General features: G+C 66.4%; 21 protein-coding genes. 13 read left to right on the plus strand and 8 right to left on the minus strand.

The window, feature by feature from the left end; all coding sequences use genetic code 11:
- Nucleotides 1–147 precede the first annotated feature (147 nt).
- Nucleotides 148–1,335: a CaiB/BaiF CoA transferase family protein gene (locus JIP62_RS07435; RefSeq protein ID WP_201104394.1), complete on the minus strand. Its 1,188-nt coding sequence runs from the start codon at nt 1,333–1,335 to the stop codon at nt 148–150.
- A gap of 163 nt (nt 1,336–1,498) precedes the next feature.
- Between JIP62_RS07435 and JIP62_RS07440 the strand changes: the two genes are divergently transcribed.
- Both JIP62_RS07440 and JIP62_RS07445 read left to right on the plus strand, forming a co-directional pair.
- Nucleotides 1,499–3,883 (plus strand): FtsK/SpoIIIE family DNA translocase, encoded by a 2,385-nt coding sequence (locus JIP62_RS07440; protein ID WP_201104395.1) that lies wholly within the window; start codon nt 1,499–1,501, stop codon nt 3,881–3,883.
- Between the two features lie 303 nt (nt 3,884–4,186).
- Nucleotides 4,187–4,822, plus strand: a complete 636-nt coding sequence (locus JIP62_RS07445) for a LolA family protein (RefSeq protein WP_201104397.1) — start codon at nt 4,187–4,189, stop codon at nt 4,820–4,822.
- A 214-nt stretch (nt 4,823–5,036) separates the two neighbouring features.
- On the opposite strand, the gene hisN is transcribed toward JIP62_RS07445, so the two are convergent.
- The 3 genes from hisN to JIP62_RS07460 all read right to left on the minus strand — a co-directional run bounded on the left by hisN (nt 5,037) and on the right by JIP62_RS07460 (nt 6,969).
- A complete protein-coding gene (gene hisN / locus JIP62_RS07450) occupies nt 5,037–5,822 on the minus strand; it encodes a histidinol-phosphatase (RefSeq protein WP_201104399.1) in 786 nt (261 codons plus the stop codon).
- 105 nt (nt 5,823–5,927) lie between these two features.
- Complete coding sequence (locus JIP62_RS07455) at nt 5,928–6,311, minus strand: helix-turn-helix domain-containing protein (protein ID WP_201104401.1); 384 nt, start codon at nt 6,309–6,311, stop codon at nt 5,928–5,930.
- Nucleotides 6,312–6,456: 145 nt separating this feature from the next.
- On the minus strand, nt 6,457–6,969 hold the full coding sequence (locus JIP62_RS07460) for an SH3 domain-containing protein (protein WP_230974907.1): 513 nt from the start codon (nt 6,967–6,969) through the stop codon (nt 6,457–6,459).
- A 128-nt stretch (nt 6,970–7,097) separates the two neighbouring features.
- On the opposite strand from JIP62_RS07460, the gene JIP62_RS07465 reads away from it, so the two are divergent.
- On the plus strand, nt 7,098–8,084 hold the full coding sequence (locus JIP62_RS07465; RefSeq protein WP_201104403.1) for a 2-hydroxyacid dehydrogenase: 987 nt from the start codon (nt 7,098–7,100) through the stop codon (nt 8,082–8,084).
- Here the strand turns inward: JIP62_RS07465 and JIP62_RS07470 are convergent.
- From JIP62_RS07470 to JIP62_RS07480, 3 genes are all read right to left on the minus strand, one after another.
- The gene (locus JIP62_RS07470; protein ID WP_201104405.1) at nt 8,065–8,817 is read right to left on the minus strand and encodes a HesA/MoeB/ThiF family protein; all 753 of its coding nucleotides are present in this window, start codon (nt 8,815–8,817) and stop codon (nt 8,065–8,067) included. The two genes, JIP62_RS07465 and JIP62_RS07470, sit on opposite strands and share 20 nt — an antisense overlap.
- A 42-nt stretch (nt 8,818–8,859) precedes the next feature.
- Nucleotides 8,860–9,264: a BLUF domain-containing protein gene (locus tag JIP62_RS07475; protein WP_201104407.1), complete on the minus strand. Its 405-nt coding sequence runs from the start codon at nt 9,262–9,264 to the stop codon at nt 8,860–8,862.
- Nucleotides 9,265–9,351: 87 nt separating this feature from the next.
- The gene (locus JIP62_RS07480; RefSeq protein WP_201104409.1) at nt 9,352–9,759 is read right to left on the minus strand and encodes a BLUF domain-containing protein; all 408 of its coding nucleotides are present in this window, start codon (nt 9,757–9,759) and stop codon (nt 9,352–9,354) included.
- Between the two features lie 174 nt (nt 9,760–9,933).
- Between JIP62_RS07480 and hslV the strand changes: the two genes are divergently transcribed.
- Together hslV and hslU are read left to right on the plus strand one after the other, a co-directional pair.
- Nucleotides 9,934–10,491, plus strand: coding sequence for an ATP-dependent protease subunit HslV (gene hslV / locus JIP62_RS07485; RefSeq protein ID WP_201104411.1), 558 nt, complete (start codon nt 9,934–9,936; stop codon nt 10,489–10,491).
- A 48-nt stretch (nt 10,492–10,539) separates the two neighbouring features.
- Nucleotides 10,540–11,841, plus strand: a complete 1,302-nt coding sequence (gene hslU, locus JIP62_RS07490; RefSeq protein ID WP_201104413.1) for an ATP-dependent protease ATPase subunit HslU — start codon at nt 10,540–10,542, stop codon at nt 11,839–11,841.
- Here the strand turns inward: hslU and JIP62_RS07495 are convergent.
- Nucleotides 11,838–12,740 carry a hydrogen peroxide-inducible genes activator gene (locus JIP62_RS07495; RefSeq protein ID WP_201104415.1) on the minus strand — a complete coding sequence of 301 codons (903 nt, stop codon included), beginning with the start codon at nt 12,738–12,740 and terminating at the stop codon, nt 11,838–11,840. The two genes, hslU and JIP62_RS07495, sit on opposite strands and share 4 nt — an antisense overlap.
- A 279-nt stretch (nt 12,741–13,019) precedes the next feature.
- Here JIP62_RS07495 and rpmI point away from each other — a divergent pair, with 279 nt between their 5' ends.
- From rpmI to JIP62_RS07535, 8 genes are all read left to right on the plus strand, one after another.
- Nucleotides 13,020–13,217 (plus strand): 50S ribosomal protein L35, encoded by a 198-nt coding sequence (rpmI, locus tag JIP62_RS07500; protein ID WP_003166435.1) that lies wholly within the window; start codon nt 13,020–13,022, stop codon nt 13,215–13,217.
- A 110-nt stretch (nt 13,218–13,327) separates the two neighbouring features.
- Entirely contained in the window at nt 13,328–13,687 is a 360-nt protein-coding gene (rplT, locus tag JIP62_RS07505; protein ID WP_201104417.1) for a 50S ribosomal protein L20, read from the plus strand.
- A gap of 91 nt (nt 13,688–13,778) precedes the next feature.
- On the plus strand, nt 13,779–14,723 hold the full coding sequence (locus JIP62_RS07510) for a polysaccharide deacetylase family protein (protein WP_201104419.1): 945 nt from the start codon (nt 13,779–13,781) through the stop codon (nt 14,721–14,723).
- 58 nt (nt 14,724–14,781) lie between these two features.
- Nucleotides 14,782–15,858, plus strand: coding sequence for a phenylalanine--tRNA ligase subunit alpha (gene pheS, locus JIP62_RS07515; protein WP_201104421.1), 1,077 nt, complete (start codon nt 14,782–14,784; stop codon nt 15,856–15,858).
- 10 nt (nt 15,859–15,868) lie between these two features.
- Nucleotides 15,869–16,255, plus strand: a complete 387-nt coding sequence (locus tag JIP62_RS07520) for a hypothetical protein (protein ID WP_201104423.1) — start codon at nt 15,869–15,871, stop codon at nt 16,253–16,255.
- Nucleotides 16,252–18,660, plus strand: coding sequence for a phenylalanine--tRNA ligase subunit beta (gene pheT / locus JIP62_RS07525; protein WP_201104424.1), 2,409 nt, complete (start codon nt 16,252–16,254; stop codon nt 18,658–18,660). Before JIP62_RS07520 ends, pheT begins: the two co-directional genes overlap by 4 nt.
- A gap of 83 nt (nt 18,661–18,743) precedes the next feature.
- Nucleotides 18,744–19,106: a hypothetical protein gene (locus tag JIP62_RS07530; protein WP_201104425.1), complete on the plus strand. Its 363-nt coding sequence runs from the start codon at nt 18,744–18,746 to the stop codon at nt 19,104–19,106.
- Nucleotides 19,107–19,228: 122 nt separating this feature from the next.
- The gene (locus tag JIP62_RS07535; RefSeq protein WP_201104426.1) at nt 19,229–19,846 is read left to right on the plus strand and encodes a DUF1134 domain-containing protein; all 618 of its coding nucleotides are present in this window, start codon (nt 19,229–19,231) and stop codon (nt 19,844–19,846) included.
- The last annotated feature ends 29 nt before the right edge of the window (nt 19,847–19,875 follow it).

Consider the following 19,875-nt stretch of genomic DNA (forward strand, 5'->3'; position numbering starts at 1 on the left):
CATTCCGGGGCTTGGCGTAGCCAAGAACCCGGAACCCAGGGGTCTGCCACTCACTCCGGATGCACTTGCCGTCGGAGATGTCCTCCTGGGTTCCGGGTTCGCTCTGCGAGCGCCCCGGAATGACGGCGAATTTCGATTGACGCTGGGTCAGTCCTGACGCCTCAGCCCCGCCAACACCGCCTCAGTATCCGCCCCCAGCGCCGGTGGCGGGCGGTCATAGGTCACGGGCGTCTTCGACATGCGGATCGGGCTGGCCACCGTGCGGACGGGGGCCGACAGATCGGGGCGGCGCTGGGTCACCTCCAGCCCGCGATGCAGGGCCTGGGGCTCGGCAAAGACCTGATCGACCGTATTGACCGGGCCGCAAGGCACGCCCGCTGTTTCCAAAACGGCCATCAGGCCCGTCATAGAGTGTCCGGCCGTCAAGGCTGACAGCGTGGCCGTCAGTTCGCTGCGATAGCTGATCCGCAGGGCATTGGTCGCGAAGCGGGCGTCCGTACCCAGCTCTTCGGCCCCCAAGGCGCGGGCCAGGGCTCGGAACTGTCCGTCATTGCCGACCGCGATCACCACCATACCGTCCGCGCACGGAAAGGGCTGATAGGGGGCCAGGTTAGGGTGCGCATTGCCCATGCGGGTCGGAGCCGTGCCCGAAACGAAATAGTTGGTCGCCTGATTGGCCAGCATCGCCGCCTGAACGTCGAACAGGGCGATGTCGATATGCTGACCCTGCCCTGTCGCTCGGGCATGCAACAGCCCGGCCATGATGGCGTTGGACGCATAGAGGCCGGTGAACAGATCGACCACCGCGACCCCGACCTTCATCGGCTCGGCCCCGGGGGTGCCGTCCGGTTGGCCGGTGATGGACATCAGGCCGCCCATAGCCTGGATCATGTAATCGTATCCGGCCCGGTGCGCGTCCGGCCCGTCCTGACCGAAGCCGGTGATGGAGCAATAAACCAGGCGCGGGTTGATCACCGACAGGGTCGCAAAGTCCAGACCGTACTTCGCCAGCCCCCCTGTCTTGAAGTTTTCGACCAGAACATCGCAGTCGACGATCAGTTTACGGACGATCTCAGCGCCTTCGGCCGTCGCAATGTCCAGTTCGACCGACTTCTTACCCCGGTTGGCGCACAGAAAGTAGGCGGCATCGCCGGGCGAGCCGTCGGCAAGCGTCGTGAAGGGCGGGCCCCAGGCGCGGGTGTCGTCACCGGTTCCGGGCCGTTCGATCTTGATGACCTCGGCCCCCAGGTCGGCCAGGGTCTGGGTCGCCCATGGTCCGGCCAGCACTCGCGACAGGTCGAGAACACGCACACCGGTCAAAGGGCCCTGGGTCATGGCCCTGCCTAACCCGTCGCGGTCCAGGGGAAAAGCCATGGCGGGACAGACGGGGTAAACAGGGTCTTAACCCTCATCCGGCCACAACGGGCGGTCCCCTCGTTCGCAGGGCCGCAAAGGACGACAAGCGTCCGGCAGGGGCGGTCCCGCAAGGAATGCGCCCATGTCCGCCGCCCTCGCCATCGGTCACCGCGTCTGGTCCAGCGCCCGCATCGTCTGGTCCGCCCCGATCGTCGTCCGCTTTCGCGGCATGTTTCAGGCCCTGCTGGCCGCCCTGCTGGTCGTGGCCCTGCTCTCCTGGAACCCGGCGGATCCCAGCCTGAACGCCGTGTCGGGCGCGGCCCCGACCAATTGGCTGGGCCTGAACGGAGCCCTGTTCGCCGATATCTTCATGCAGTCGCTGGGGCTGGCGGCCTGGCCTGCGGCCCTGCTGATCCTGGCGTTCGGACTGGCCACGGCGATCGGCGATTCCTTGCAACACCGGCTGAAGCCCACCCCGCTGAAGTCTCTGGCCGCGACCGGGGGCGTGCTGGCGCTGTCGGCGGCGCTGTCGGCCGCGCCCCAGCCGGCCGAATGGCCCCTGGCCTCGGGTCTGGGGGGCCTCTGGGGCACCGGCCTGACCGGCCTGATTGTTCTGGGCTGCAAGAGCCTGGGCATTCCGGGTGGTGCCCTACTGTCGGCCTTGATCTTTCTGCCGCTGGGCCTGTGGGGCATCGGCTATGCCATTGGCCTGAGGGTGTCGGACATTCAGGAGGGACTGGCCTGGGGCCGGTCTCTGCGTGTCCCGCCCGCGCCGACCCCTGCGCCCCGCGCACCGCGCCCTCGTCCCCGCCCGGCCCCTGAGCCGGAGCCGATGCCCGAGGCCTTGGCCGAGGACGATCAGACCCCGCCCTGGAGCGCGCCCACTGCCCCGGTCGCCCCGCCGCCGCCCGCAACGCGACCTTCCGCCCAGGCTGCGCCGGAGCCCCGCGTCGCGGCCGCTAAGGCCCCGCGCCCCTCAAAACGTGACGTGGACGTCAGCCAGCAGGCCTTCGACTTCGGGGGTGACCGCAGCGGCTTTTCCCTGCCGCCCCTGGGCATGTTGTCCAAGCCCGGCCAGCGCGTGGCCTCGGTGGATGAAGAAGCGCTGAAACAGAACGCCAAGTTGCTGGAGGGCGTGCTTCAGGAATTCGGCGTGCGCGGCGTGATCGACCAGATCCGCCCCGGCCCGGTGGTCACCCTCTACGAACTGGCCCCGGCCCCTGGCGTGAAGCACGGGCGCGTCGTGGCCCTGTCCGACGACATCGCGCGCTCCATGAGCGCCCGCGCCTGTCGCATCAGCGTGGTCCAGGGCCGCAACGCCATCGGCATCGAACTGCCCAATCTGAAGCGCGAGACCGTCTATCTGCGCGATCTCCTGGCCTCGAGCGAATATGACAAGCCCGCCCATCTGCTGCCCCTGGCGCTGGGCGAGACCATCGGCGGCGAGCCCTATGTCGCCGACCTGGCGCGCATGCCGCACCTGCTGATCGCGGGCACCACCGGCTCGGGCAAGTCGGTCGGGGTCAATGCCATGATCCTGTCGATCCTGTACCGGCTGAGCCCGGCCGAGTGCCGGTTCATCATGATCGACCCCAAGATGCTGGAACTGTCGGTCTATGACGGCATCCCGCACCTGCTGAGCCCCGTCGTCACCGATCCCAAGAAGGCGGTCGTCGCCCTGAAATGGACCGTGCGCGAGATGGAGGACCGCTATCGGCGGATGTCCAAACTGGGGGTCCGCAACATCGCCAGCTATAACGAGCGCGCCCGCGCCGCCCAGGAAAAGGGCGAGCATTTCGAACGCACGGTCCAGACCGGCTTCGACGATCAGGGCCGCCCCGTCTATGAGAGCGAGAAGATCCGCCCCGAGGCCATGCCCTATCTGGTCGTGGTGATGGACGAGATGGCGGACCTGATGCTGGTCGCCGGCAAGGACGTCGAGGGCGCGGTCCAGCGCCTGGCCCAGATGGCACGCGCCGCCGGCATCCACCTGATCATGGCGACCCAGCGTCCGTCGGTCGACGTCATCACCGGCACCATCAAGGCCAACTTCCCGACCCGGATCAGCTTCCAGGTTACGTCCAAGATCGACAGCCGCACCATCCTGGGCGAGCAGGGCGGCGAGCAGCTGCTGGGTCAGGGCGACATGCTCTATATGGCCGGTGGCGGGCGGATCACGCGCCTGCACGGACCGTTCGTGACGGATCAGGAAGTCGAGACCGTCTGTGCCCATCTGCGCAGCCAGGCCGAGCCGGACTACATCGACCTGATCACCGACGACCCGGATGGTGACGGGGACGCAGCCTTCGGCGACGAGGGCGGCAGCTCGGGCGATGACCTGTATGACCGGGCCGTGGCCGTGGTCACTCGCGATCGCAAGGCGTCAACCAGCTATATCCAGCGCCGTCTGCAAATCGGCTACAACCGCGCCGCCTCGCTGATCGAGCGGATGGAACAGGAAGGCGTGGTCAGCCCCGCCAACCACGCCGGCAAGCGCGACATCCTGGCCGGACCGCCGCCTATGTGATCAACGGGCGCTATGCTCGCGACGCGGTCTCTCGCCGCTTGAGCGCCACTGTCTCTCCCTCCCCTTCATGGGGAGGGACGGCGAGCCTCTGGCGAGCCAGGGTGGGGCAGTTCGGACATCTCCACCCCGATGCCGCGCGATCATCCCTCCCTATGAAGGGGAGGGAGAAGCCTTTGGGAACCCTCTGGCTGAACAAGCCTTCATTCCACCGCCGGAATATGGTCAGGCTTGCGTCATGCCCTTGCCGCGCCGGGCCGTCACAACGGCATTCTCGATAATCGTCCCGCATGGGAGAAGACTGACATGACCGTTTCACGCCGCGCCTTTGGTTTCGGAGCCGCCGCCCTGGCCAGCCTGGCCGCCCTGCCCGTTTCGGCCCAGGCCAATCTGTCAGCTGAGGATCGCGCCGTCCTGGCCCGCGCCCAGACCTATCTGCAGGGCCTGACGTCGGCCCAGGGCAATTTCGTCGAGACCGGACCCGGCGGCCAGCGGCGGGAAGGCCGCTTCTATCTGCAGCGCCCCGGGCGGATGCGGTTCGAATACACCAATCCCGCCGGTCTGCTGGTCGTATCGGACGGTTCGAACGTCAAACGCTATGATCCGCGCCTGAACGTCTTCCGACAGGTTCCGCTGTCGGCCACGCCGCTGTCGACGTTCCTGGCGCGCAACGTCAGGCTGGACCAGGGTGTGCGTATCGATCGTGTCACGCGGATGCAGTCGGGGGCCTTTGCCATCACCGCCCGTGACAACCGCCGGCCCAATGACGGCTCGGTCATCCTGGCCTTTGCCGGCAGCCCGATGCGGTTGCAGGAATGGACGATCACGGACGCCCAGGGAACCCGCACCCGGACCCAGCTGACCAGTCTGACGCCCGCCTCGAATCTGTCGGCCAGCCTGTTCCGCCTGTCAGATCCAACCCGTCGTCCGGGCCGGAACTGATCGATTCTTTTCATCGGCCCGTGTTCGCTGAGGCACAGGCAATGGCTGAATGTGACGATTTGACCTTTTTGGCGGATCGTGACACTTTGAGCACAGGACAGCCAAGGGCTGGACCGACCGCGACGGACTTTATCCCCCTCCCCGCGGCGAGACAGACGACCTTCAAACGCCCGGCACATCCCCGCCGGGCGTTTTTTTGTGCCCTGTCGATCGATCAGAGCGCGGCGCGACGCAGGGTGATCAGCGCCTGCTCGCGAATGCGGACGTCGCCGACGGCCAGGATCTGGCCATTGCCGTTCGGGGCTCCACCGCGCCAGTCGGTCACCTCGCCGCCCGCTGCCTCGATCACCGGCACCAGCGCGGACCAGTCCCAAAGTTTCAGCCCGCTTTCGGCGACCAGATCGATCCGGCCCGCCGCCAGCATGGCATAGGCATAGGCGTCGCAGCCCAGCCGGGCCAGTTTCGCCGCCGCCCGAACCTGGGTCCAGGCCCCCAACTCCGCGCCGGTAAAGATGTCCGGATCGGTCGTGGCGATGACGGCCTGATTCAGGCTTTCGATCGCGCGCGTTTTCAGCGGGGTCTCGCCTGCGCTGCGGATCAGACGCGCCCCGGACGGCCCACCCAGAAAGATCTCATCCAGATAGGGCTGGGCAATCACACCGACCGACGGGCGCTGGGCCACGCGAAGGCCGATCAGACTGGTCCAGAGCGGCAGCCCGGCGATGAAGGCCCGCGTGCCGTCGATCGGGTCGAGGACCCAGACATGCTCCGCCTCCGGACGATCCTCGCCATATTCCTCGCCGATGACGCCATGGTCCGGATAGCGTTCGCTGATCCGGCGACGGATGGCCACCTCGGCGGCGCGATCCGCTTCGGTGACAGGGTCGAAGCCTGCGGCACCGCCCTTGTCGTCCTGCTCATACTCACCGCGAAAGAAGGGCAGGGTCACCTGCGCGGCCTCGCGGGCCAGTTCGACGGCAAAGGCTTCGTACTCGGTCATGGGACTGGCGAGTGGCGAGTGACGCGGAAGGAGTCAAGGCGCGTTCAGCGGTCACTCACACCGCGGGACAGACCCTTGCGGGGTCACGCCTCTCGCCCCTCCACCTCAGGCGACCGGATCACCTTCGGCGTGCAGAGACTTGGCCAGGTCCAGAAGGCGGCGGCGCGGACGCTCGCCCAGCTGATAATAGGCCTGGATCAGATCGAGAGTTTCCTTTCTGGAAAACATCTCACCGCCGTGTCCGCCGCCGGCCTCCTTGCGCTCCAGGGCCTCGGTCAGGCCGTCGTAGAAATAGCTGACGGGCGACTCCAGCGCTTCGGACAACTGCCACAGGCGGGCAGCCGAGATGCGGTTGGCACCGCACTCATATTTCTGGATCTGTTGAAAGCGAATGCCGACCTGTTGCGCCAGCTGTTGTTGCGTCAGGCCCAGCAGACGCCGGCGACGCCGCAGGCGGCGGCCCAGGTGAAGATCGATGTCGGTGGCCATGGCCCCATTCCCCTTGATGGTCGACCGTCCCGAAACGAAACGGCTCGCCCTGCAAGCGGCAAGCACCGTGCCGGTCTCGCGTCACAAGGGAATGACAGCGTTCCACGACCCTTGGCCGTCGACCGGCGTGCCGTAGTGGTCCGTGTCAGCGGCGGCGGGGCCCTGCCGGCAGGGCGGCGTCGCACAGGGCCGTGGTCTGGGTGCCAAAGACACTGTCGGCCTGGACCCAGCCTTTGATCTTGCCGGCGCGAACCCGGCACCAGCCCTCTTTGCAGTCTTCCAGCGAAACGAGGCTGCGGGGCGACAGGCGAGCGCGCAGTGGGGCGTCGGCATCCCGCCCGGTGCGAATCGGAACCTCGTTCGAGGACCCGTTGAAGACGCTGCGGCTGCCCTTGGCCACCGAGCGGTGGATCCAGACGATGGAGCCCTCGGGATCGCAGACCTTCCGCCACTCACGCGTTTCGGCGATCACCTGTATCGGCAGGTTGGCCACCTGATAGCGCCACAGGATGCGATAATCCCTGCCAGGGCCAGCGCGCGCGCTGACTTCGTCCGATTTCAGGCTGATCCAGCGCGGCACATCGAGCTCGGTCGGCGTAGGACGGCCATCCGGCATGGTCCCGACCGCGCCGGCCATGAGACCAGCCACGATGACCATGGCGGCCACGCCGGCGCGCCTGAATCTTTGGCGAGATGGATCAGCCTTGCTAGACACGGACTTCGTCGTTCAACCCCGGTTGATCGTCCCGCCGCGGCGGGGCGCTCACTGACAACCCAAGGCATCGAATGTCGGCCCGCAGACTTAAGGTCGTCTTAACCCGCCGCCTTCCCGATGCGGTCGAGACCCGCATGCGCGAGCTGTTCGATGCGGAACTGAACCTGACCGACCGCCCGATGGATCGGGCGGCACTGGAGGCGGCGGTGGCCAGGGCAGAGGTCCTGGTGCCGACCATCACCGACACCATCGACGCCGCCCTGATTGCAAAGGCAGGGGACCAGCTGAAACTGATCGCCAATTTCGGGGCGGGCGTCGACCATATCGACATCGATGCGGCTGTGGCGCGCGGCATTCTGGTCACCAATACGCCCGGCGTTCTGACGGAGGACACAGCGGACCTGGCCATGAGCCTGATCCTGGCGGTGTCGCGCCGCATCGTCGAAGGGGCCCAGGTCATCGCCGAGGGCCGGTTCGAAGGTTGGACGCCCACCTGGATGTGCGGACGCAAACTGTGGGGCAAACGGCTTGGCATCGTCGGCATGGGCCGGATCGGCCAGGCCCTCGCGCGCCGGGCCCGCGCCTTTGGCATGCAGGTCCACTATCACAACCGCAAACCCGTGCCCGATCTGGTGGCCGAGGAACTGGGGGCCACCTGGTGGGAAGATCTGGACCAGATGCTGGCCCGGATGGATGTGATTTCGCTGAACTGCCCGGCGACCAAGGACACCCACCACCTGCTGTCGGCCGAACGGCTGGCCCGGCTGCAGCCGCATGCCATCCTGATCAATACCGCACGCGGCGAACTGATCGACGAAGCGGCGCTGGCTTTGGCGGTGCAGCGGCGCGCCATCGCGGGCGTCGGCCTGGATGTCTATGAGAACGAGCCGGTTATCCATCCCGGACTGCTGGGCCAGGCCAATGTCGTGCTGTTGCCGCATCTGGGCTCGGCCACCCTTGAGGCCCGTCAGGACATGGGCGACCGCGTCATCGCCAACATCATGACGGTCCAGAACGGCCACCGCCCGCCGGACCGTGTCATTCCGGCCATGCTCTAGTCGAACAACTGGGACAGTGGGGGTCTGGAGGGACGGCCACGACCCGGCTGGTTCCCGCCAGTCCGTCATACAGCATCAGCCGGCCCACCAGGGGCTGCCCTGCCCCGGTGACCAATTTGACCGCCTCCAAGGCCGACAGGGTGCCGACAACGCCCGCCAAGGCGCCGACGACACCGACGCGAGCGCAGGTCTCGGCCTGTGGCGGGGCTTCGGGAACCAGGCACCGATAACAGGGGCGGCCCCGGAACACCGCGACCTGTCCGCTCCATCGCCCCAGGGCCCCAGAGACGAGGGGGAGACCGGCGTCCAGGCAGGCCTCATTGACTGTAAACCGCGTCTCGAAATCGTCGGTGCCGTCGATGACGACGTCGCAGCCCGCCAGGATCTCGCCCGCGTTCTCACGCGACAATCGAACAGGCACCGACCGGATATCGACATGCGGATTGAGAGCAGCCAGATGATCTGCCCCGGCCGCAACCTTGCCCTGACCAATATCCGGGGTCTGAAAAAGAACCTGCCGTTGAAGGTTCGAGGCCGCGACCGTGTCATCGTCGATCAGAACCAGTGTGCCGACGCCGGCCGCAGCCAAGTACAACGCGGCCGGGCCGCCGACGCCGCCTAGCCCGATGATGGCGATGCGGGCGCGCTTCAGCGCTTGCTGCCCCGGCCCGCCGACCTCAGCCAGCACCAGGTGTCGCGCGTAACGGTCGATCTCGTCGTCGGAAAAGGTCACGAAGCGGGTTTATCCGCTGCGTGGCCCGGCGTCACCCGATCCTCAGTGCGCAGCGTGCGCAAGCGCGGCTGATCGCATCAACTGCTCTACCTCGTCGGCGTCCTTCGGCGTCAGGGTCGCGGACAATTTGCCGACGATGGGTGGATCGGCCTGGACCTGTGCCATGAACCAGTCTGGAAAAGTGCGCTCGGTGATCGGCAGGTCTGAAAGCACGACAAGATTCTTGTGCCGGGGATCCCGACTGATCCGCGCCATCAGCCGGTCAAGATCCAACCGTGCGCCTTCGACCCACTGAAGAAACTTGCCGCTGTGCAGGATCAGGACGCCGGTAATGTGGTCGCGGCGATTGTTGCGCTCAGACGCCCCGAGAATATCGACCAGCGTCAGGAGGGATGTCGCCGCTATCTCGGCCGCGTCGCTGACGTAGATCACGCGGTGCAGAGACATTGAGAACTCTGAAAAACGCCAGAAATGGCGGTTACTGACAACAATGTCAGCCGTACAGTGGCGGGGTTAACGAAATGCGACCAACCCCTAGGCCACCGCGCTCAGCACCTCGCTCTCCTCGCCCAGCAACTGCTCCGCCTCTGAAGGCGTGAGAGCCCAGAGCGGCCGGCCAGCCAGAACCTCCTGAGCGAAATCCTGCGGAAGACGCCGCAGGCCCATGGTTTCCGTGAAGGATCGGGCGCTGATCGGTCGCTCGGAGATCGTCCTAAGTTCGCCGAGGCGCGGGTCGGCCGTCAGGCGCTTTTTCAGCCGATCGAGGTCCGCGCGTCGCCCTTCCGCCGCCTGCAGAACCTGACCGTCGTGGATCAGCATCCGGCTGGTGATCTCGTCGCGAGCGTTGTTCCGCTCTGAGACGCCCAGGATCTGGGCCAGCGACAAAAGGGACGTGCCGGTCGCGCCAAGCGTTTCGGCGGCATAGATGACGCGATACAGCAACGACCGCCTCCAGAATCACCATAAATGAGGAATTGAATTTTAATGTAAACCGTTACATGGGCTATAATATGTCTTAGCCTGAGGGTTGAATTCATTCAGCTACCGCTTGCGTCGCCCCATTTCGGTCGCCATTTCCGATGGCTCATAAGGCACAGCGACGGGCCCGAAATTTCGATGCAGACCACGACCTCCACCTTTCCCGACTGGCACGGCACGACCATCCTGGCCGTGCGAAAGAACGGCCGGACGGTCATTGCCGGAGACGGCCAGGTTTCGATGGGGCCGACCATCGTGAAGGGCGCGGCGCGCAAGGTCCGCGTCCTGGCGGGCGGGCGCGTGCTGGCAGGCTTTGCCGGCGCTACGGCCGACGCCTTCACCCTGATCGAACGGCTGGAGGCCAAGCTGGAACAGTATCCGGACCAACTGGCCCGGGCCTGCGTCGATCTGGCCAAGGACTGGCGGACGGATCGCTACCTCCGTCGGCTTGAGGCCATGCTGCTGGTCGCGGACGAGGCTTCCATCTTTACCGTGACCGGTGTCGGCGACGTGCTGGAGCCGGAACACGGCGTGGCCGCCGTGGGCTCGGGGGGAAATTTCGCCCTGTCTGCTGCACGCGCCCTGATCGACCACACCGAGCTGGACGCCGAACAGGTGGCCCGCAAGGCCATGGCGATCGCGGCCGACATCTGCGTTTACACCAACGGGAATCTGACCGTGGAGACCCTGGGATAGTCCCGCAGCCTCCGTTGTACCCAGCCCGACGCGTCCTATTTGCCAGTCATGACCGACCTATCTCCTCGCGAAATCGTCTCCGAACTCGACCGCTTCATCGTCGGCCAGCATGACGCCAAGCGCGCGGTGGCCGTGGCACTGCGCAATCGCTGGCGCCGCCGCCGCGTGCCGGAGGGACTGCGCGACGAGGTCACGCCCAAGAATATCCTGATGATCGGCCCCACCGGCGTCGGCAAGACCGAGATCGCCCGGCGCCTGGCCAAGCTGTCCGGCTCGCCCTTCCTGAAGGTCGAGGCGACCAAGTTCACCGAGGTCGGCTATGTCGGCCGGGACGTGGATCAGATCCTGCGCGACCTCGTCGAGGCGGCCCTGATCATGGTGCGCGACAAGCGCCGCAGCGGGGTGAAGGCCAAGGCCGAGGCCGCCGCCGAAGAACGCATTCTGGACGCTCTGGTCGGGCCGGGGTCACAGCCCGCCACGCGCGACAGCTTCCGCAAGAAGCTGCGTGCCGGAGAGATGGACGACAAGGAGATCGAGATCGCCCTGGCCGATACCACCTCGCCGTTGCAGGGCCTGGATATGCCCGGCGGCGGCAATGTCGGCCTGCTGAACCTGTCGGAGATGTTCGGAAAGATGGCCGGCGGGCGCACCAAGACGGTTCGCATGACCGTGCGCGATGCCGTTGCCCCCCTGGTCACCGAGGAAAGCGACAAGCTGCTGGATCAGGACAGCCTGACCCAGGAGGCTGTGCGCCTGGCCGAGAACGAAGGCATCGTCTTTCTCGATGAGATCGACAAGGTCGCCGGCCGCCAGGACCGCAGCGGGGCCGATGTCAGCCGAGAGGGCGTCCAGCGCGACCTGCTGCCCCTGATAGAAGGCACCACGGTTTCGACCAAGTACGGGCCTGTCAAGTCGGACCATGTCCTGTTCATCGCCTCGGGGGCCTTCCACGTGGCCAAGCCCAGCGACCTGCTGCCCGAGCTTCAGGGGCGTCTGCCGATCCGGGTCGAGCTGAAGGCCCTGACCCGTGACGACTTCCGCCGGATCCTGACAGAGCCCGAGGCCAATCTGATCCGCCAGAACCAGGCCCTGATGGCGACCGAAGATGTGACCCTGGTCTTCACAGACGATGCGATCGAGGCCCTGGCCGATGCCGCCGTGGCCGCCAATGGTGCAGTCGAGAACATCGGGGCCCGGCGCCTCGTCACCGTGATCGAGCGGGTTCTGGAAGACACCAGCTACCGGGCGTCTGACCTGTCGGGCCAGACCATCACCTTCGACGGCGACGCCGTTCGTGAAAAGATCGGCGACCTGGCCCGCAACGCCGACCTCAGCCGGTTCATTCTCTAGGCGGCGGTCGGTCCATCCAGTTGCATCGCCGCTGCCAGAAGCCTCGCCTCCCCGGCGCGGCTGGAGCCGGTGCGCCAGGCGACCACGATTTCCCGGCGCGGCGCGACCGCCGAGAGGGGACGGATGACGACTCCGGGGTCGTCCGCCAGCCCTGCGCGCACCGCCATCTGCGGCAGGAAGCTGATGCCCAGGCCGGAGGACACCATCTGCACCAGGGTGTGCAGGCTGGTGGCGGCGAAGACATCGTCTCCCTTTGGTGCCTCGATATCGAAAGCGGCCAGGGCCTGATCGCGCAGGCAGTGGCCGTCTTCCAGCAGAATCAGGTCCTCGGACTTCAGGCTGCCGGGCTGGATTGCCCCGGGCACCGCCAGTCGGTGGCCGATGGGTGCGGCGGCCAGAATTTCGTCGTCCCCGATCCGGGCATGGTCGATGCCCGAGGCGGCATAGGGAAGAGCGATAACGGCGGCATCCAGCTGTCCCGCCTTCAGGGCGGCGATCAGGCGAGGCGTCAGATCCTCGCGGATGAACAGTTTCAGCGCCGGGTAGGCGGCCTTCACCCCCGGTAGTTTTGCGGGCAGCAGGAAGGGGGCAATGGTCGGGATGACGCCGATGCGAAAGCGGCCCGACAGCGGTTTGCCCGCATTGCGCGCGGCCTCCACCAGATCCTCGGTGCGCGCCAGGATGTCCTCGGCCCGCTTGACCGCCTCCGCTCCGACGGCCGTAAGCTGGACATTGCCGCGCGTGCGTTCGACGACTGGCGCGCCGAGCACCCTCTCCAGTTCCTGCACGCCGGACGAGAGGGCGGGCTGGCTGACATGGGCCGCCTCGGCCGCGCGGCTGAAGGAGCCATGCTCGGCGAGCAGTTTCAGGTATTGGAGCTGGCGAAGGGATGGGAGCATGGCCGCTTAAATAGGTGATCCCTATCGTCGAAGCAAAAACAATCGATTGGATTTATTGCATCTGCCGGGGCGGCGACTCCGCTTGCCTAATCGGAGCCTTTCCCGTAGAAGCCGCGCCTTCGCGTGAGAACCGTCGGGCGACAGGCATTGCCTTGGCGGTTTGTTTTCAAGGGTCGATCGGGGGCGGAAACGCTCGCGAAACGACCCGCAAGGGCGACCATTCAAACGGGCTCAAACAGCCCCAAGAGCGGTAGCCCCCAAATTTATGGGACCCAAAAAATGCCGAAACTAAAGACGAAATCGGGCGCCAAGAAGCGCTTCAAGTTCACGGCCACTGGCAAGGTCAAGGCCGGCGTGGCGGGCAAGCGGCACCGCTTGATCAGCCACAACAGCAAGTACATCCGCCAGAACCGCGGCACCTCGGTCATGGCCGACGCCGACGCCAAGAAGATCAAGTCCTACATGCCCTACGCCTAAAAGGCGCTGAGCAGACCGACATCTTCACCGCATTGAATTTGAACAAAAAGGTTCCTCAAGCAGCGCGCCCGGCGCGCGGACGATAGGAATCCTCCCGAAGGGAAATAATCATGGCTCGCGTCACTCGGGGCGTTACGTCCCACGCCAAGCACAAGAAGGTCCTTAAGCAGGCCAAGGGCTTCTACGGCCGCCGCAAGAACACCATCCGCGCGGCCAAGGCCGCCGTGGACCGCGCCGGGCAGTATGCCTATCGCGACCGCCGCACCAAGAAGCGCAACTTCCGCGCCCTGTGGATCCAGCGCATCAACGCCGCCGCCCGCATCGAAGGCATGACCTATTCGCAGTTCATGGGCGGCCTGGCCAAGGCCGGCATCGAACTGGACCGCAAGGTTCTGGCCGCCATGGCTGCCGATGAGGGCGCCTTCAAAGCCGTCGCCGACAAGGTCCGTGACGCCCTGAAAGCGGCCTAAGCCTTTTTCGGATTTCTCGACAGAATACGCCCGTTCCGGTCCGCCGGGGCGGGCGTTTTCGTTTGCGCCAGAGGTCGGATAGACAGGATGCATGATCCGTCGCGCCCTCCTGATCGCCCTCACAGCCTGCCTGATCGGCGGACCCGTCCTGGCCCAGACGCGCAGCGTCGCCGTCACCTTCGACGACCTGCCCTATCAGGCGACGGGGCCGGAACTCTGCGATCCAGAGGCGGCCCTGCTGCTGACGCGCGATTTCGTCGACATGCTGGGGCCACTCGACACGCACGCCACCGGCTTCGTCAACGAGGGCCAGGTCTGCGATGCGAACCGCGCCGACCTCCTGCCCACCCTGCTGACGGTCTGGCTGGACGCCGGCCTGGACCTGGGCAATCACAGCTTCAGCCATCCCAGCCTGCACGGGACAACGGCCGAGGCGTGGCTGGCCGATGTCGATCGCGGCGCGGAAATCACACGGCCTCTGCTGGAAGCGCGCGGCATGAGCCTGCGCTGGTTTCGTCATCCGTTCTTGAACGCAGGCGAAACGCCGGAGAAGAAGGCCACCGCGGACGCGGGCCTGGCGCAGCGGGGCTATGTGATCGCCCCGGTCACCTTAAACAACGACGACTGGATGTTCGCGGCCCTCTACCGCCGGGCCGAGCGTGACGGTGACACGGTAGCGATGCAGCGGGTGGGCGAAGCCTACGTCGCCTATATGGCTACGGCCCTGGATCACTGGGAGCCCTATAGCGCTGGCCTGGCCGGGGGGCGTGAGCCGGCCCAGGTTCTGTTGCTGCATGCCAGTACCCTGAACCGGGACTGGTATCCTGCGATCCATGCCCTGTTCCTGGCGCGAGGCTATCGTTTCGTGTCGCTGGAGACGGCCCTGGCCGATCCGATCTATGCCCTGCCCGACACCTATTCGCGGCCGAACGGGGTGTCCTGGCTGCATCGCTGGACGGCCAGTTCGGGTGGTCGGATCCAGTGGGAACCCGAGCCGCCGCAGTGGATTCGCGACGCCTATGCCGGTCTGAACTGATCCTGGCGCAAGGCCGGGCGTGACGAACCGCGCGCGGCCCGCTAGACGACGGCTCACCATGACCGATCTCGCCCAACTCGAACTCGACCTGATCAACGCCATCGGCTCCGCCGAGACCGCCGCGGCGGTAGAGGAGCTGCGCGTCGCTGCCCTTGGCAAGACCGGCACGATCTCGGGCCTGCTGAAGGGCATGGGGGCGCTGACGCCCGATCAGCGGCGTGAACAGGGGCCCATCGTCAACGGCCTGCGCGACCGCGTGCAGTCGGCCCTGGCCGCCCGCAAGGCCGAGTTGGAGGCCGCCGAACTGGACGCCCGCCTGCTGGCCGAGCGGATCGACCTGAGTCTGCCGCCGCGTCCGCGTCGCCGCGGCGGGGTGCATCCGACCATGCAGGTGATGGACGAGATGGTCGCCCTGTTCGCCGAGATGGGCTTTGCTGTTGCCGAAGGCCCGGACATCGAAGACGACTTCCACAACTTCACGGCCCTGAATTTCCCGCCCAAACATCCGGCGCGGGAAATGCACGACACCTTCTTCCTGACGCCTGATCCCGAGACGGGCGAGCGCAAGGTGCTGCGGACCCACACCAGCCCGGTGCAGGTCCGCACGATGATGAGCCAGACGCCGCCGATCCGGATCATCGCGCCGGGCCGGACCTTCCGTAAGGATTCGGACGCCACCCACACGCCGATGTTCCATCAGGTCGAGGGCCTGGTGATCGACCGGAACATCCACATGGGCCATCTGAAGTGGACGCTGGAGACCTTCATCGCCCGGTTCTTCGAGCTGGACGGGATCGATGCCCGTTTCCGCCCGCACCATTTTCCCTTCACCGAGCCGTCGGCGGAAATGGACATCCGCTGTGACCGCTCCGGTGGCGAACTGAAGCTGAACCAGGGCGACAGCTGGATGGAAATTCTGGGCTGCGGAATGGTCCACCCCAATGTGCTGAGAAGCTGCGGCATCGACCCGGACGAGTTTCAGGGCTTTGCCTTCGGCATGGGTGTCGATCGCCTGGCCATGCTGAAGTACGGCATTTCCGATCTTCGTCCGATGTTCGAGGCCGACAGCCGCTGGCTGGCCCACTACGGATTTTCCCCCTTTGCCGCGCCCAATCCGGCGTCCGGCCTGAGCTGAGTCCCTACCCATGACCAATGCCCTGCCCGCCATACCGGCCGACAGCCCGACCTATTTCGAACAGGTCATCTCAATCCACGACCTGTTCATGGTGCTGGCGGCCAAGGGCACGACGATCATTGAGGGCCGCACCTTCAACCGCTGCGTGCTGCAAGGCCCCGCCGTGCTTCTGGCTGCCGGCGGCGTGCTGTTTGACGACTGCGACATGGGCCCGTCGGGGGGCGACGTCCGCAACCTGCTGCTCAAGCCTGTCGGACCGCAAAAGGTCGTCGGAGCCATCCCGCTGAAGGACTGCCGATTCATCGGCTGCCGGTTCTATGCGATCGGATTCACCGGCAACGACGAATTCCTGACCAGTTTCCAGCGCGACGTCCGCTCGCGGGGAGGCGCCGCGTGAAGTTCACGCTTTCCTGGCTGAAGAACCACCTCGACACGACGGCCGATGCGGCTGCCGTGGCCGATGCCATGACGATGGCCGGGCTGGAGGTCGAGCACGTCACCGACCCCACCGTGGCCCTGGCCCCGTTTTCGGTCGCCCGTATCGTGGAGGCCGTCCAGCATCCGAACGCAGACCGCCTGCGCGTCTGTCAGGTCGAGACCGTCGACGGGATGAAGGAGATCGTCTGCGGCGCACCCAATGCCCGCGCCGGTCTGGTCACCATCTATGCCCCCATCGGAGCCTATGTGCCGGGCCTGGGCGTGACGCTGGTCGAGAAGCCCGTCCGCGGGATCGTGTCCAACGGCATGCTCTGCTCGGCCTCCGAACTGGAGCTGCCTGGCGAGAGCGATGGCATCCTGGACCTGCCGGACGCCATTCCGGTCGGCACCCCGGCCGCGCAGGTCTTTGGGGCCGATCCGGTGATCGATTTCGAGGTCACACCGAACCGGCCCGATTGGCTGGGCGTCACCGGGATTGCTCGCGATCTGGCTGCCACCGGTCTCGGCACCTTCAAGGATTATGAGATCGCGAAGGTGCACGGGGCGTTCGACTGCCCGATCCAGGTGCGGATCGAGGCGCCGGACCTGTGCCCGATCTTTGCCGGTCGCCTGATCCGCGGGGTCAGCAACGGCCCGTCGCCGGCCTGGCTGCAGACCCGCCTGGCCTCCATCGGCCTGCGCTCGATCAACCGGCTGGTCGATGTGACCAATCTGATCGCCTATGACCGCGCTCGTCCCCTGCACGTCTATGACGCCAACACCCTGGTGGGGACAGAGATCGTGGTGCGCGGCGGTCAGGCCTCGGCAGAGACCGGAGAGCCGGAACACCTGATCGCCCTGGACGGCAAGACCTATGCGGTCGGTCCCGAGATGGCGGTCATCGCCGATGCGGGCGGTGAGCGGCCGATTGGCCTGGGCGGCGTCATGGGAGGCGAGAGCACCGGCTGTTCCGACGCCACCACCGATGTCTTTCTTGAAAGCGCCTGGTTCGACCCGATCGCCACAGCTCAGACGGGCCGGGCGCTGACGATCAACTCGGACGCCCAGTATCGTTTTGCGCGCGGCGTGGACACAGCCTCGGTCGTGCCCGGCCTGGAATTGGCCACGCGGCTGATCCTTGACCTGTGCGGCGGCCAACCTTCCGAGATCGTCCTGGCCGGGCAGGCCCCGGCCCTGCCCGCCTCCGTGGCCTTCGACCCCACGCAAGTGGCGCGCCTGACGGGCCTGAACCTGAGCGAGGACAGGATCGCCGATATCCTGACGGCCCTGGGTTTCGCGATCGAGCTCGGCAGCCCCTGGACCGTCACCCCGCCGTCGTGGCGACGCGATGTCGAGGGGGCCGCCGACCTGGTTGAGGAAGTGGCCCGGATCGAAGGGTTCGACGCCCTGCCGACCACGCCCCTGCCCGATCTGGGGGCCCCGTCGCGCGGCGTGCTGAACCCGCGTCAAAGCCGTGTTCGGACGGCCCGGCGGGCCTTGGCGGCCCTGGGCTATGCCGAAGCCGTCACCTGGTCCTTCACCCGCCAAGCGATCGCTGCCCTTTTCGGCGGCGGGGACCAGCGGCTGGTGCTTCAGAACCCGATCGCTTCGGACCTGGACTGCATGCGGCCTTCGGTCCTGCCCAACCTGATCCAGGCGGCGGGCCGCAATGCGGCACGGGGCCACCCGGACGTGGCCCTGTTCGAGATCGGTCCGATCTATCTGGGAGACGGACCGGGCGACCAGCGCACCGTCATCGCGGGCTTGATCGCCCCCCATGCTGCGCGTCACTGGAGCGGCAAGGCTGAGGACACCCTTTCGGGTCTGAAGTCGGACCTGATGGCCCTGCTGACCGAAATCGGTGCACCGGTCGCCTCGCTGCAACTGGTCCAGGGGTCCAATCGCGATTGGTGGCACCCGGGTCGCTCCGCCCGGCTGCAACTGGGGCCCAAGACCGTGGTGGCCGAGTTCGGCTCCCTGCATCCTCGTGTGCTGAAGGCACTCGACGTCGACGGACCGATGCTCGCCTTCGAGATCGTGCTGGACGCCGTGCCCGAGCCGCGCGGCCAGAAGACCAAGACCCGCGGCCCCGCCACCCTGCCCAATCTGATGCCCCTGACCCGGGACTTCGCCTTTGTGGTCGAGGATGGCCGGGCGGCGGGCGATCTGGTCAAGGCTGTGGCCGGTGCGGACAAGGCCCTGATCGCCGATGTCCGCGTCTTCGACGTCTATCGCGGCACGGGCATAGCCGACGGGTTCAAGTCGATCGCGCTGGAAGTCGTCATCCAGCCGCGAGAGGCCACCCTGACCGAGGCCGAAATCGAGGCCCTGTCGGCCCGTATCGTTGCGGCGGCCGCCAAGGCCGGTGGCCAGCTGCGAACCTGACCGGACCTGATACCACCGGTCCCTGGATTGACGGTCACGCTTGGCTCAGATCAACTTCGTCAAAAGGCGAAGGGGAGAAGGCCGTGCGACTGAAGACGATGGGGGCCTTGGCAGTCGCGACCTTGCTGTGCGGCTGTGTAGAACTGACGTCCGGCCTCGTCATGCTGTCCGACAGCATGGAGCTGGAAAACGGCAGCTGGTGGGACGACGAGCATCACCAGGAGTCGATCGGCACCGACTATTGCCCTGGCCTGATGGAGTTCGGCCGCGTCAACAATCAGACCTATGCCCGCCTGCGCAACTACGCCGACACCGCGATGAGCGCGACACTGACCTGGAGCACGGGTCTTGAATCCAGCTTCTACCTTCAGCCGGGCGAGACAAGCAGCTTCGTCTATATGTCGCCGTCGATCGTGCCCTCAAATCTGAACACGGTCTGCGACTGAATTGGCGGACGGTAAGGGGTCGTTAACTTCGTCGCCCCAAGTCTGACGCAAAGCCCGGCGACGCTGAACCATCCGCCCGCGCTTGCCGGGTCCCGTCGAATCGTTCCGTCCGGAGCCCACACATGCATCGCCGCCAACTCATTCTGTCCGGCATTGCCGCCACGACGGCAGGCTCGGCCCTGACGGCCTGCGCCAGCGGGCCGCGCGCCCCTGCCGACCCCAACTATCCGATATCGTCCGACAACACGGCCCCGGCCTATACGGCCGACGAGCTGATCGCGGCCGGTTCGCGCGAACTGGGCATCGCCGCAGAGGCCATCGGCGGCGCGATCGAGCGAATCTTTGCCGACAACGGCGACCGACCGACCGCCTATATTGCGGGTGAAGAGGCATCCGGCGCGGTCGGCGTCGGCCTGCGTTACGGCGTGGGTGCCCTGCACATGAAGGACTTCTCCGCCTCCAAGGAAGTCTTCTGGCAGGGGATCTCGATCGGCTGGGACGTGGGCGGCAACGGCAGCCGGGTCTTCACCCTGGTCTATGGGCTGAACCACCCCGACATGATCTATCGCCGCTTCCCGGGCGTCGAGGGCACGGCCTATTTCGTCGGCGGCGTGGGCGTGAACTACCAGCAGGCGGACGGCATCATCCTGGCTCCGATCCGCACTGGCGTCGGTCTGCGGCTGGGGGCCAATGTCGGCACCATGAGCTATAGCCGCCAGCGGAACTATCTGCCGCTCTGATCGCCGCTTCTCGCGAGCACCAAGACCGG

The organism is Brevundimonas vitisensis, assembly GCF_016656965.1.
GTDB classification, from domain to species: Bacteria; Pseudomonadota; Alphaproteobacteria; order Caulobacterales; family Caulobacteraceae; genus Brevundimonas; species Brevundimonas vitisensis.

Bases quoted from the DNA above. Each gene is read 5' to 3' on its own strand.
- JIP62_RS07520 (WP_201104423.1), top strand. From the start codon at position 15,869: ATGACCAATGCCCTGCCCGCCATACCGGCCGACAGCCCGACCTATTTC.
- JIP62_RS07495 (WP_201104415.1), bottom strand. From the start codon at position 12,740: ATGCTCCCATCCCTTCGCCAGCTCCAATACCTGAAACTGCTCGCCGAG.
- JIP62_RS07460 (WP_230974907.1), bottom strand. From the start codon at position 6,969: ATGGTCATCGTGGCTGGTCTCATGGCCGGCGCGGTCGGGACCATGCCG.
- rplT (WP_201104417.1), top strand. From the start codon at position 13,328: ATGGCTCGCGTCACTCGGGGCGTTACGTCCCACGCCAAGCACAAGAAG.
- hslU (WP_201104413.1), top strand. From the start codon at position 10,540: ATGACCGACCTATCTCCTCGCGAAATCGTCTCCGAACTCGACCGCTTC.
- JIP62_RS07440 (WP_201104395.1), top strand. From the start codon at position 1,499: ATGTCCGCCGCCCTCGCCATCGGTCACCGCGTCTGGTCCAGCGCCCGC.
- pheS (WP_201104421.1), top strand. From the start codon at position 14,782: ATGACCGATCTCGCCCAACTCGAACTCGACCTGATCAACGCCATCGGC.
- JIP62_RS07455 (WP_201104401.1), bottom strand. From the start codon at position 6,311: ATGGCCACCGACATCGATCTTCACCTGGGCCGCCGCCTGCGGCGTCGC.
- hslV (WP_201104411.1), top strand. From the start codon at position 9,934: ATGCAGACCACGACCTCCACCTTTCCCGACTGGCACGGCACGACCATC.
- rpmI (WP_003166435.1), top strand. From the start codon at position 13,020: ATGCCGAAACTAAAGACGAAATCGGGCGCCAAGAAGCGCTTCAAGTTC.
- JIP62_RS07445 (WP_201104397.1), top strand. From the start codon at position 4,187: ATGACCGTTTCACGCCGCGCCTTTGGTTTCGGAGCCGCCGCCCTGGCC.
- hisN (WP_201104399.1), bottom strand. From the start codon at position 5,822: ATGACCGAGTACGAAGCCTTTGCCGTCGAACTGGCCCGCGAGGCCGCG.
- JIP62_RS07465 (WP_201104403.1), top strand. From the start codon at position 7,098: ATGTCGGCCCGCAGACTTAAGGTCGTCTTAACCCGCCGCCTTCCCGAT.
- JIP62_RS07435 (WP_201104394.1), bottom strand. From the start codon at position 1,335: ATGACCCAGGGCCCTTTGACCGGTGTGCGTGTTCTCGACCTGTCGCGA.
- JIP62_RS07510 (WP_201104419.1), top strand. From the start codon at position 13,779: ATGATCCGTCGCGCCCTCCTGATCGCCCTCACAGCCTGCCTGATCGGC.
- JIP62_RS07475 (WP_201104407.1), bottom strand. From the start codon at position 9,264: ATGTCTCTGCACCGCGTGATCTACGTCAGCGACGCGGCCGAGATAGCG.
- JIP62_RS07535 (WP_201104426.1), top strand. From the start codon at position 19,229: ATGCATCGCCGCCAACTCATTCTGTCCGGCATTGCCGCCACGACGGCA.